Genomic DNA, 11,873 nt, shown 5'->3' on the forward strand with positions numbered 1-11,873 from the left:
TTCGTGCTGGTGTGCGTCACGGTTTCCTTTCGGACAACCCGCGTTCGAATGTACATCGGGTTGCCCAAAGGAGTTCGATCTAGTCGGCAATGGAGGCAGTGCCGGATTCGCCAGTGCGGACACGCACGGCATCGGCGCAGGGCATGACGAAGATCTTGCCATCTCCTGGCTTGCCGGTTTTGTTCGCTTCAATGATCGCTTCGATAACAGCAGGTACTTTTTCGTCTTCTACGATAACGGAGACGACACGTTTCGGGTACAGACGTCCTTTTTCACCGAGAAGTTCGGCTGCTTCTTCATATCCCTCTTGGGCTCCCTTCAGGAGCTGGCGATTGACCAGGCCGATGCCGCGGCCAGTCGCTTCACGGGCGAAGAAGGAAGAGACGCCGGCGCTTGTCAAAGCGGCCTTGGTCTGGTTCATCATGTTCATTCGCACAACGGCCATGATCTCTTTCATGACTAGGCCTCCTCGGCGCTGCCGGTTTCCTTGACTCCCGAGCTGATGGTATACATTTCTTCAACAGGAGTGATGAAAATTTTACCGTCGCCAAAGGCGCCTTCTGTTCCGGAGCGGGCTGCTTCCATGATAGTTTTGATGACGAAATCTTTATCTTTATCGTCAACAGTGCTCATAAGAAGCACTTTGGGAATTTCGTCGTAGGTAACTTCGCCGATTTTGATCCCGCGTTGTTTACCGCGGCCGGCTACAGAGAATTTGGTGACAGCAGGAAACCCGGCGTCCAGAAGCGAAGCCAAAACTGCATCGACTTTTTCAGGACGGACAATGGCGCGGACCATGATAAGCATATACGTAACTCCCGTTGATTTCGTTGTGTGTTGTGTGTTGTCGGGCTCTTAGTTAGCGATACCGAAGTCGATAAGCAGTTTTTCCAGCTGTTCGATTTCCAAGGGATTGGGAATGACGAACATGTCGTTCTTTTCGATTTTGCCAGCCAGAGCGCGATATTCGTCAGCCTGGTTATGTTCGGGCGAGAAATCGATAACTGTTTTACGGTTGATTTCAGCACGCTGAACCTGATTGTCACGGGGTACGAAGTGAATCATCTGCGTGCCAAGCTGTTTGGCGAGTTCCTGGATCATTTCAGCTTCGTTGTCGACCTTACGGCTGTTACAGATAAGGCCACCAAGGCGAATACCGCCGGCATCAGCGTATTTCACGATACCTTTGCAGATGTTGTTGGCTGCGTACATGGCCATCATTTCGCCGGAAACAACGATGTAAATTTCCTGGGCTTTCCCTTCACGCATGGGCATGGCGAAACCGCCGCAGACAACGTCGCCCAAAACGTCGTAGAAAACATATTCGAGATTCTTCTCTTCTTTGTAGGCACCAAGCTGTTCGAGCAAGTTAATGGCGGTGATGATACCGCGGCCGGCGCAGCCAACACCCGGTTCAGGGCCGCCAGATTCTGTGCAAACAGTGCCTTTGAAACCTTCGAGAAGGATATCCTCGAGTTCGACGTCTTCACCCTCTTCACGCAGAGTTTCAAGAACCGTGCTCTGGTTGAGGCCGCCGAGCAAAAGACGGGTGGAGTCAGCTTTCGGGTCACAACCAACGACCATGACCTTCTTGTCCATTTCGGCAAGACCAGCGACGGTATTTTGTGTGGTGGTGGATTTGCCGATGCCGCCTTTGCCGTAAATAGCTATCTTTCGCATGTATAATTCCTCCGTAAAAGGGTGGTTGCCGTATGTTTAAGCTATAGGCAACCTTCGTGCCAAAAATGACAAAATGAGGAAAAATGCCTGTGAGTCCTTGTCTGGCAATGGTTTTCTGAAATAAGCCATAGAAAGAAAAGTCACTGTACATAGAGGAAATGAAGACATGGCTGTACAATTTTGTATGTTAAAAGCTTACAGTTTTGATGCGTGTGACCTTTCATAGTCATTCGAAGACATCATCACAAAGATTGACCTGGACACGATTCTTCATGTTAATAGGCTGAAATTCTATAGATAATAATGGAGATGTCATGCTTATTGATTCCACTTTACGCGAAGGAGAGCAGCGTTTTGGGCTGTATCTCGATTCGCGATTGAAAAGCGACATTGTTAAGAACCTTCTTGTTTTCGGGGTGGAAGAGATTGAATGTGGCGTGATAGGGCGTCATTCTGGGCTACGTGATCTTATTCGTTCCATTCGTTCCATATCGGGGAAAACACGGCTGAGCCTGTGGTCTCCGTGCCGTGGAGACATGCTTGCCGAAGCCGCGGAAACCAGTTGTGATCAACTCAATATAGGTGTTCCTGTTTCCGATGAGCATATTGAAAAGCGACTCCATCTTGATCGAGAACGCCTTCTGGCTATGGTCGACAAAAATGTACGTTTTGCGAAAACGCATACAGATGCCGCTATTTCCGTGGGCCTGGAGGATGTTTCACGCGCCGAGAGGAGTTTTGCCATTTCTGTGGCACATTGTGCGAAAGCCGCCGGTGCGACCCGAATTCGGTTGTCCGACACGGTTGGGATTCTGCATCCGTTGGCTATGGGAGCAATGGTCACGGATTTCCAGCAAGAGACCGGAATGTTGATCGCGGTCCATTGCCACAACGATTTCGGTATGGCGACGGCAAATGCTGTCGCTGCTTTGGTGGCTGGAGCCGATTTTGCCGATGTGTCCGTACTTGGTCTTGGAGAGCGAGCCGGTATCGCCGCTTTGGAAGAAGTCGGCGCCTATGCCGCCATGCAACTTGGTGAAAAGTATGATGTGAGCGTGCTTCCTGGCCTTTGCCAGCTTGTGGCGCAGGCAACGGGCCATCCCCTGCCCCCGAATAAACCGGTTGTGGGAAACATGTTGTTCGCTTGTGAATCTGGTCTCCATGTCCATGGCGTTTTTAAAGATCCGAGCCTTTATGAACCATTTTCCCCGGATACCGTTGGGCTCGTCCGGCAGACGGCTTTAGGCAAGAAAAGTGGCCGAGCCGCTGTCTCAGCCGTCTTTGCAGCGCTCGGGCGACCTGTTCCAGCTGAGATGATCAATGATATAACCGAAGTTGTCCGCAAGCGTTCACGAGAGCTTGGCCGTCCACTGCACGATGAGGAAATTCTTGATTTGGCCGACTCCTTTGGGCATCGTTAAGCATTATTGTTGTTTTCGTTTGATATGTTGGGATGCGTCATGGTGTGAACGAGAGAGGAAGGCAAGGAACGTATGACGAAAGAAAAAAGCAACGAGGGGATACTTGCCTCCGAGAATGCTCAGCTGAAGCAAAAAATTGCAATCTTGGAGCATGAACTCTGTAGCATGAAGATGTTGTGTGGTACCGCTGTTGAATCGGGGGGGGACACCCAAGAAATGCAAACAGCGCTTAAACAGTCACAAGAGCTTTTGCAGAGTGTTTTTTGTTCCATTCGAGATAGTCTTATTGTGCTTGATCGTCATTGGCGTATTGTTCTGACAAATTTTCGGGGGGACGCCTCAAAAGAAGCCCCTCCCGACGTTGTTGGGGCTCCATGCTATATCATTTTTATGGGGCGTGAACGTCCGTGTGAGGAGTGTCATGTTTTAACGGCGTTCCATACCGGACAACCGGTGTGTGTAGAAAAAACGAGTCCTATCACCGGGCAATCCTTTGATATTTATGCCTATCCTATGTTCAATGATGCCGGTGAAGTGGAATTGGTGGTAGAGCATGCCCACAACATCACGGCATTCAAACAGCAGGAAGACGCATTGCGCTCGGCTCTTCGTGAAAAAGAGAGCTTGATGCGTGAGGTCACACACCGCGTTAAAAACAACTTGCAACTTGTTGCGAGTCTTCTTCAAATTCAACAAGGTACGATGGATAATGGTCGCGACAGTACCACATTGGCCGCCGCACAAAGTCGAATCAGGAGCATCGCCTTGGTCCACGAAGAATTGTATCAGGCGAAAGATTTGTCGCAAATTGGGTTTCGTACCTATCTCGAGAAATTGGTTCCCAAGAGTCTGGCCGCTCATAGTCTGGGTCGATCGATCGAATATGAACTCGATCTCGAGGATATTGTTTTAAGTATTGATCAGGCTGTCCCGCTTGGATTGTTGGTCAACGAGCTTGTTACCAATGCAGCGCGCCACGCCTTCAGAGGAAAAGCAACTGGACGTGTGTATGTCTCGTTTGTTGCAGAAGGCGATACATTGGTGCTTTGTGTTGCGGATTCGGGGAATGGAATGCCTGAAGGTATGGATATTTATACGGCAACCACCATGGGCTTCATTCTTATAACGAATTTGGCCGGGCAACTTCGAGGCCAACTCTCTATGGATTCAGGTTCTTCCGGTACGACCTTTCGTTTGCGGTTGCCTCGTCATGAGACAGGGACGCGTTTCAAGTTTGATCATACCGAGAGAGAAACGAATGGAACATAGGGTAGGAATTTTTTGATGAGGGAGGCAACGTGGCAGTCTTTTTTTCCCTGACGATGTTTGTCAGCGCCTTTTTGCTTTTTTTTATCCAGCCCATGTTTGGCAAACTGGTCTTGCCGTTGCTTGGCGGCACGCCTGCGGTCTGGAATACCTGTATGGTATTTTATCAGGCTGCATTGCTGCTCGGGTATGTGTACGCGCATGTTTCGCTCAATGTTTTCGGTCCAGCACGGCAATCGGTCGTTCACCTTTTTCTTCTTGCCATTGCCATGGCGACGATGCCGATTGGCCTCTCCGAAAGCTTTTCCTCCCCTCCGTCCGAAGGGTATTTTATACCCTGGTTGTTCGGGCTCATGACGATGTCGGTCGGGATTCCTTTTTTTCTTGTTTCGTCCACGGCTCCTATGCTGCAACGGTGGTTTTCGGCTACCGGCCATGTCGATAGCCATGATCCGTATTTTTTGTATGGCGCGAGCAATTTGGGCAGTATGATTGCCCTTCTCGGTTATCCCGTATTCATGGAACCGTTTTTTACGCTGAGTGAGCAAACACGGTTGTGGTCTGCCGGTTTCATGGTTTTGGCAGGATGTATTACGGGATGTGTGTTTATTCTGCATCGGGCGTTGTCTCAAGGTGGGCATGATACGACCGGAGAACTCCTTGATGCTGCACGTCAAAAACGCCATGCTTTGGACGAAGCTGTCAGTACGGGGAGGCGTTTGCATTGGCTTGCGCTTTCTTTTGTCCCTTCAAGCCTTTTGCTTGGGGTGACGAACTATATCACGACAGATATCGCCGCCGTCCCGTTGCTGTGGATTGTCCCACTTACGCTCTATTTGCTCACGTTTGTTCTTGTTTTTGCCAAGAAGTCCTTGATCAGTCCGCGGTTTATGGTTCTTCTTCAGCCATTTCTTCTGCTGCCGCTTGCACTCATTTACTTTCAAGGATTCATCACAACCTGGTGGCTGTTTCCCGTACACATTATCGCTTTCTTTGTGACCACCATGGTATGTCACCAAGAATTGGCTCGACTGCGGCCCCACGCTTCGAGACTGACTGAGTTTTATCTTGTCATGTCGATCGGAGGGGTACTCGGCGGAATTTTCAATGCTCTTATTGCTCCCGTGGTGTTTGATACGCTTGCCGAGTATCCGCTGATGTTGGTTGCAGCGTGCTTTTTGCGACCTACGGTAGATACGTCCGGTGATGCCACCCGCCAACGTTTGATTGATGTCTTGGCTCCTGTTCTTTTCGTCATAGCTGTTGGCATCCTGCTTTTCGGTTCACACGTTGTTTTTTCTGATACAGAACCTGCTGTGATTGCGGGGAAAATTATCAATGGCGTTGGAGCACTTGTTGTTTTTGCATTTCGAAATCGACCTGTTCGTTTTGGGTTGGGAGTCGCCGGCATTTTTCTCGCGGGCATGGCGATTGCGTCCGGTCAATTAGATGTTGTGCATGAAGAGCGGAATTTTTTTGGAGAACTCAGCGTGATTGCACAGGCCCGACCGGGAGAAACCAGGCCGGCATATTATACATTATATGATGGTTCCACATTGCATGGCGCCGAACGCATTGCGCCGCAGGATAAAGAGCGACGGTGTGAGCCGCTAAGTTACTACCATCGCCAAGGGCCACTCGCCGAAGTTTTTGCGGCGTTCAATGCACAGCCTCGGCATGATACTATTGCGGCCATTGGCCTCGGTATCGGTTCACTTGTCAGTTATCTTGAACCCGAACAACAATTGACTTTTTTTGAAATTAATCCGGCCGTTGTACGTATGGCGCAGAATACGGCGTATTTCCATTTCCTATCCGATTGCGGTCCTCAAGTTGATATCAAACTCGGCGATGCTCGACTCACCTTGGCCGACAGTCCTGACCATTCCTTCGATATGCTCGTTCTCGATGCGTTCAGTTCGGATTCAATACCGGTCCATCTCATCACCAAAGAAGCTCTGGAGTTGTACCTGAAAAAAACGAAAGTACACGGCATTGTCGTATTTCATATCAGCAATCAATTTCTCGATTTGCGCCCTGTACTTGGCAATCTCGCTGACCAAGCCGGTCTTTTCGGTCTCTATCAAGATAAGCCAGTTACGCGGGAACTTGATGAAGACTTGAAGCTTCGTTCCACATGGGCGGTGATGGCGCATGAGCAAGCTGATATTACCGCGTTGGCTGAGAATCCTCAGTGGCATCGTTTGCCTGTTGACCATAAAAAACGTCTCTGGACAGACGATTATTCTAATATTCTCGGGGTGATGCGCTTTCGTTAGAAAGAGTCAGTCGAAAAACACTCGTCACTCTTCAGGCAACAAGCTGAGACATGCTTCCCGGTCAGCATCTATATTTGGGGCGACACCTGCGCGGGCGAGTGCATTGTCGTTGAAGATCGGCGTGGCATATTCGGCATGGACAACCCGCAGTTCATGATCAAAGACATTGGCAATATGAACGGCCAACGTTGGGGTGAAGGACGTCTCGGTAGAATCGGGTTCATGGTGAAAGGCAACGGCATCGACAACTTGGCCGGGTAAACCCCATAATCCGAGGAGATAGCCACCGACATGAGCGTGTGAAAAACCAAGCAGCTCATATTCCATGGAAAGCAATGCCCGGTTGTTTTCTCGACTTGCCGAAATGACTTTCGCATATTCATCAGGTATGGCGGTTGCAAGGATAAGTTTGCCAATGTCGTGCAACATTCCAGCTAAGAAGGACATTTGTATCAAGACGGAATCGTTATTATGGCGTTCGTAAATGAGCCTGGCGAGACGGGCCGTCATGAGGCAGTGCGTTTCCAGGTCACTGGGATTGAAAAATGGAAATTGGGTTGTATTGAATTCTTTGATGAAGTGAGCCGTTAAGACCAGTCCTTGAATAACATCGACCCCAAGGAGTGTGACAGCTTCCTTGGGGGTGACAACGGAACGAGGAAAGCCGAAAAAGGCCGAATTCACAAGCTTGAGTAAGCTTGCGGTCATCGCCATGTCCTGACTGACAATTTTAGCAATGCGACCTAAGTCGGCATCGTCTCGGCTGGCTTCGGCAATAATTTGTGTATAGAGTTCAGGTGGTGTCGGTAATGTATCTGTTTTATGAACAATATTCTGTAGAGTTTTGTCTTTGAGGAGTTCTCGGAGAGCCGTTGCTTGATTCAACGTAGAGAGAAGCTCGTCATCGGAACAGGGCTTTGCCAAAAAACGGTGGGCTGGTCCGACTGTACGCATTATATATTGTTTGTCTGTATATCCTGAGAGGATAATGCGTACAGTTTGAGGATAGAGTTCCTTAACATGGATCAAGAGTTCACCGCCATCCATACCGGGCATGCGCATGTCGGTAATAATGACGTCCACATTTTCTTGAGCCAGGATATCAAGCGCTTCGGCACCGCTTCCGGCTGTCAATATATCGATATCGTCAAGCAAGCCAAACAAGGATCGTCGAATGCCGGAGAGAACCAATGGTTCATCATCGACGAGAAGAATGCTTTTCATGGTCGCTCCTTGGTTTGCGATCAACGTTTACCGGCGAATGGAAGCATCACGATGAAGGTCGTTCCGTTTCCTTCTTCAGACGTGAAATCAATACGTCCTTCATGCTTTTTGACGACTATATTTTGAATAATCGCCAATCCCTGTCCTGTACCTTTCCCAACGTCCTTCGTGGTAAAGAACGGATTGAAAATTTTGTCCCGGTTCTCTTCCGGAATGCCGACTCCGCTATCGGAAACCGTCATGACCATAAATTCATCTTTGGATGACGTACTGATTGTGATGGTGCCTTTCTCACCATTCTTGACAACATCGCCCACGGCTTGGGCGGCATTGACGAGTAAGTTGAGCACCACTTGGTTGAAATCGCCAGCGAGGCAGGTCACCAGAGGCAAGTCTGGATCAAGGTTCGTGACCACATCAGCAACGTATTTCCATTCATTTTTGGCAATGAGTACCGTATTTTCAACTGCAGCATTGACATCAACGGGCTGCATCTCGTCGGTTCCGGGATGGGAGAATTTTCTCATGCCAGCGACAATAGCCGCGACACGTCCAACTCCCTCACGAGATTGGGAGAGTGCTAAAGGAATTTCCTGACGCAAAAACTTGAGTTTCGCTTTTTTTGTGGCCTGTTCGATGTCTGCTCGATCTGTCTGCAATGCTTCGAACGGAGCTGTTTTTTCGACGAACGCTAGAAGTGTGTCGAGCAGGCTGGACAAAGTCGAGTGTGCCCGGTCGAGAAAGCGGATGTTGTCTCCGATAAACTGGGTAGGCGTGTTAATTTCATGCGCGATGCCGGCCGCCAGCTGTCCAATGGATTCGAGTTTCTGGGCGTAGGCAAGCTGACGTTCCAGGGCTTTACGTTCTGTCACATCGAAAAAAATTTCCGCAGTACAGTCTTGGCCAGCGACTGTTACGGGGAAACATGACCGACGAATGGGAATAATTTCACCATCTGGCCGGGTAAAGGTGGTTTCCTTATCCAAACATGTTGTTCCTTCCTGGCAAGTTGTGTTGCCCAGGTGCCCATAGCCAGCCATGGCTTCGTTCATATATTGGTTTTCTATGCTGGACCGCGGTTTGCCTAAAATTTCGGCAGCAACGTCATTTGCTTGGAGAACAAGACCCGATGTCGAGTCGATAATGACAAAAGCGGCTTTGATGCCGTCGAGAATGATGGAAAGAAGATGCTCACTTTCTCGGAGTGCTTCTTCCATCCGTTTGCGTTCTTCGATTTCGACAATGACGCCGATGATACCACTTTGTTCTCCCAACGGATTGCTATACTTGGATTTTGTGAAAATGACATCGGTTCTGGTGCCATCCGGTCGTTGAACTTTGGATTCATATACCTGGATTCCACCTTCATGCAGTAACGCACGATCATGTTCATGGTATTCTTGAGCCAAGTCGGCCGGAGCCAAATCGAAGATAGTTCGTCCGACAACTTTACTACTTGGGATGTTGAAAAAGCGTTCAAAGGCGGCGTTGCATCCCTGGAAAACGCCACGCGCATCTTTGTAGAAGATTGGACTGGGAATAGCGTCCATGAGTGTTTGAATGAAGGTCAAACGTTCGGCGAGGGCTGCCTCGACATCTTTCTGGGCTGTGATATCACGCACCATAAGTGCTACTGCGGCGTCACCGCCCGTTTCTTTGAGCGGATATCCACGCAGTTCCAGACGTCGCGCGGCTTTTTCCTTCGTCTGTATTGCGGCTTCCCCGGCAACAACATCGTCCTGGTTGAGGGCGACAGAGGCAACATGCATGATATTATCCAAGCTTTGATCGATCGCCAGGGCCGACAATGCCGTGCCGATGGTGTCACGAGATAGGTTGAAGAGGGCAAAGAATGTCTCATTCGCTTCGAGAATGATAAGTTTATCGTTTAAGACACAAATTCCCATTTCGGCGGCGTCAAAGACATTTTTGAGGACAATCTGATTTTGAGCAAGATGCTTCTCTGCCAAGACCCGGTCCGTAATATCATGAATCAGCACATAGATATGTCGTATCCCATTCATGCCATTTCTATCTGAACGCATGGTCATGGTTGTAAAAATGATAGAACCATCTTTTTTGACAAAACGTTTTTCTACGACATATCCGTCGAGACGGCCAGCAAGTAGGCGTTCGAAGAGCTTAATATCGTTTTCTAGGTCTTCAGGATGGGTGATGTCGGTCCAACTCATGGACTTGAGCTCTTCTGGGCTATAGCCGAGCATTTCGCATAGTCGGTCATTGACTTCAATCCACTGTTTATCCACAGGGTCGGTAACCGCCATGCCGATAAGACCGAGTTCAAAAAGGTCGCGATAGAGTTTTTCACTTTCACTCAAATATTTTTCAAGCTGGACCCGTTCAACGATTTCGCGTTCAAGTTCCTCAGTTTTGCGTGAAAGCTCCCGAGTTCGGTCCATGACGCGTTCTTCCATGCTTTTCTGCCATTGCGCCAGTTCTGTCTCGTTGTCTTTGATGTCTTTCCAGAGCGACTCCATGATGCGTGCCAGCCGTCCAAGCTCGTCGTTCGACTTGAGCGGAATGGGCTCTCGCTTGCGCCGTTCCGCGATATCGCGAGCGGCGCGCATGAGGATATCGGTGGGACGTAAAATAACGCGTCGGAAAAATAAAACGATCAGTATTGTGACACACAACACACAGACCACGGTGAATGTCAGTGTCATGTGGTAGATACGTTCCGGAATTTTAAAGAAGATATCTTTGGGGACTGTTGCGATGATCACCCACTTCCAGGGGAGGAATTGTCTGGCCGTATAGATATGAAGTGTGTCGTTGACATCATGTTCTTTGAGTTGATGCTGGCCGTAGTTGTCTATGATAGCAGGAATTTCACTGTCCCATGCTGCTTTAACTTCATCGTTGGGGCGGCCCAAACTGTCGAAAACAAGGTGTCCGTCTTGGGTGAAAATAAGAATACGCCCGGCTTCGGGCAATGGCACTTCGCTGGATTGTGCCGCGGCATCTTCTTGGTATTGTTTGACGAATGGTTGTACCTGATCCAGACCGGACTCAAGAAGAAAAGCATGCTTGGGTTCGATGGATGTGGCGATATAGCCATCAAGCGCTGTATACAAATGGCTTTGGAGGCTTGCTTGAATTCCGCTGTTTGCTGTTTGCGTTGCCCAAAAACCAAATCCGGTAATGAAAAGCGTTACCAGTGGAAGTAAAAATGCCAACATCTTCGTCCGGATGCTCATTGCTTCTCCCTGGACATCAATCGTGTTGAGGAGGAACTCATGACCGCACAAGGTCTGGGCGTTTCCTCTTAAAAACCGGACATCTCATATTTAATTTTAATACAAAATTTTGCGTAGAAAAAGGAAAAAAACAAATATAACGTACAAGGCTGATGAATGCATGAGCATTTCTCAGTGTGGAGGCGCACAAAATACACATTTTTTTAAAAAAAATAAAAAAGCCCTTTCGGGCTTAACGTACACATGTCATGTCCTTATCACGGCATGGAACATGACAGCGATGTGTGCAATTCAGCGACCGGAAAACCGGCCGCTGGCATCGATATTATGCGATTAACGGCATCCCGGGCCTGCCCAAGCAAGCAGATTGAAGGATTTGTAACCATTGTCGGGGTTTTCAGCGTATCGGCAACCAAAAGGTTTGTCCTCATCCTTATAAAGGATGGTATCTGAGGAATTCTTAAAAAAAGAACATTCATTATTATTGCATACCAGAATTTCACCCCAACCGGATTCTGGCGGTGCAATCCAGGGTTCGAGCTGACATTTGCAGTGGGGGCAATAGCGTTCTTCGAGCATGACTTCTCCTTTGAGAACCGCCGTCAACGGCGGAATATTGGAATGATTTGGCCCTAACATAGGTACGCTGTTTTGCGCGTCAAGGTACAGTGTGTGCTGTGACGAAACGGGCTGTTTTGCAATTAATTCCGATACCATGTGATCGAGAATCACAGAGGGATTGAGGACGAAATCAAATCGTCCGGTATTGTTGATAATGGGACGGG

General features: G+C 48.8%; 9 protein-coding genes. 3 read left to right on the forward strand and 6 right to left on the reverse strand.

Annotated features, from left to right (window positions below; genetic code table 11):
- Window positions 1–79: 79 nt before the first annotated feature.
- Genes G451_RS0108115 through nifH form a run of 3 tightly spaced genes read right to left on the reverse strand, consistent with a single transcriptional unit; the run spans window position 80 to window position 1,680 of the window.
- Complete coding sequence (locus tag G451_RS0108115; RefSeq protein ID WP_027183854.1) at window positions 80–457, reverse strand: P-II family nitrogen regulator; 378 nt, start codon at window positions 455–457, stop codon at window positions 80–82.
- Between the two features lie 2 nt (window positions 458–459).
- Window positions 460–807 carry a P-II family nitrogen regulator gene (locus G451_RS0108120; protein ID WP_027183855.1) on the reverse strand — a complete coding sequence of 116 codons (348 nt, stop codon included), beginning with the start codon at window positions 805–807 and terminating at the stop codon, window positions 460–462.
- 48 nt (window positions 808–855) lie between these two features.
- Window positions 856–1,680: a nitrogenase iron protein gene (gene nifH, locus G451_RS0108125; protein ID WP_027183856.1), complete on the reverse strand. Its 825-nt coding sequence runs from the start codon at window positions 1,678–1,680 to the stop codon at window positions 856–858.
- 314 nt (window positions 1,681–1,994) lie between these two features.
- Between nifH and G451_RS0108130 the strand changes: the two genes are divergently transcribed.
- The 3 genes from G451_RS0108130 (at window position 1,995) to G451_RS0108140 (ending at window position 6,646) form a co-directional block, all read left to right on the forward strand.
- On the forward strand, window positions 1,995–3,101 hold the full coding sequence (locus G451_RS0108130; RefSeq protein WP_027183857.1) for a homocitrate synthase/isopropylmalate synthase family protein: 1,107 nt from the start codon (window positions 1,995–1,997) through the stop codon (window positions 3,099–3,101).
- A 72-nt stretch (window positions 3,102–3,173) separates the two neighbouring features.
- Window positions 3,174–4,370, forward strand: a complete 1,197-nt coding sequence (locus tag G451_RS32485; protein ID WP_051261290.1) for a PAS domain-containing sensor histidine kinase — start codon at window positions 3,174–3,176, stop codon at window positions 4,368–4,370.
- Between the two features lie 29 nt (window positions 4,371–4,399).
- Window positions 4,400–6,646, forward strand: a complete 2,247-nt coding sequence (locus G451_RS0108140) for a spermidine synthase (protein ID WP_027183858.1) — start codon at window positions 4,400–4,402, stop codon at window positions 6,644–6,646.
- Between the two features lie 24 nt (window positions 6,647–6,670).
- On the opposite strand, the gene G451_RS0108145 is transcribed toward G451_RS0108140, so the two are convergent.
- The 3 genes from G451_RS0108145 to G451_RS0108160 form a co-directional block, all read right to left on the reverse strand.
- Complete coding sequence (locus G451_RS0108145; RefSeq protein ID WP_027183859.1) at window positions 6,671–7,870, reverse strand: response regulator; 1,200 nt, start codon at window positions 7,868–7,870, stop codon at window positions 6,671–6,673.
- Window positions 7,871–7,890: 20 nt separating this feature from the next.
- Window positions 7,891–11,088 (reverse strand): PAS domain S-box protein, encoded by a 3,198-nt coding sequence (locus G451_RS32490; RefSeq protein ID WP_051261291.1) that lies wholly within the window; start codon window positions 11,086–11,088, stop codon window positions 7,891–7,893.
- 333 nt (window positions 11,089–11,421) lie between these two features.
- Window positions 11,422–11,667: a hypothetical protein gene (locus tag G451_RS0108160; protein WP_027183860.1), complete on the reverse strand. Its 246-nt coding sequence runs from the start codon at window positions 11,665–11,667 to the stop codon at window positions 11,422–11,424.
- Window positions 11,668–11,873 lie beyond the last annotated feature (206 nt).

The sequence above is a fragment of the Desulfovibrio inopinatus DSM 10711 genome (assembly GCF_000429305.1).
Lineage (GTDB): Bacteria > Desulfobacterota > Desulfovibrionia > Desulfovibrionales > Desulfovibrionaceae > Alteridesulfovibrio > Alteridesulfovibrio inopinatus.

What these genes read in the sequence shown, in the direction of transcription:
- nifH (WP_027183856.1), bottom strand. Translation starts at nt 1,680, where the DNA reads ATGCGAAAGATAGCTATTTACGGCAAAGGCGGCATCGGCAAATCCACC.
- G451_RS0108145 (WP_027183859.1), bottom strand. Translation starts at nt 7,870, where the DNA reads ATGAAAAGCATTCTTCTCGTCGATGATGAACCATTGGTTCTCTCCGGC.
- G451_RS0108130 (WP_027183857.1), top strand. Translation starts at nt 1,995, where the DNA reads ATGCTTATTGATTCCACTTTACGCGAAGGAGAGCAGCGTTTTGGGCTG.
- G451_RS32490 (WP_051261291.1), bottom strand. Translation starts at nt 11,088, where the DNA reads ATGAGCATCCGGACGAAGATGTTGGCATTTTTACTTCCACTGGTAACG.
- G451_RS32485 (WP_051261290.1), top strand. Translation starts at nt 3,174, where the DNA reads ATGACGAAAGAAAAAAGCAACGAGGGGATACTTGCCTCCGAGAATGCT.
- G451_RS0108160 (WP_027183860.1), bottom strand. Translation starts at nt 11,667, where the DNA reads ATGCTCGAAGAACGCTATTGCCCCCACTGCAAATGTCAGCTCGAACCC.
- G451_RS0108115 (WP_027183854.1), bottom strand. Translation starts at nt 457, where the DNA reads ATGAAAGAGATCATGGCCGTTGTGCGAATGAACATGATGAACCAGACC.
- G451_RS0108120 (WP_027183855.1), bottom strand. Translation starts at nt 807, where the DNA reads ATGCTTATCATGGTCCGCGCCATTGTCCGTCCTGAAAAAGTCGATGCA.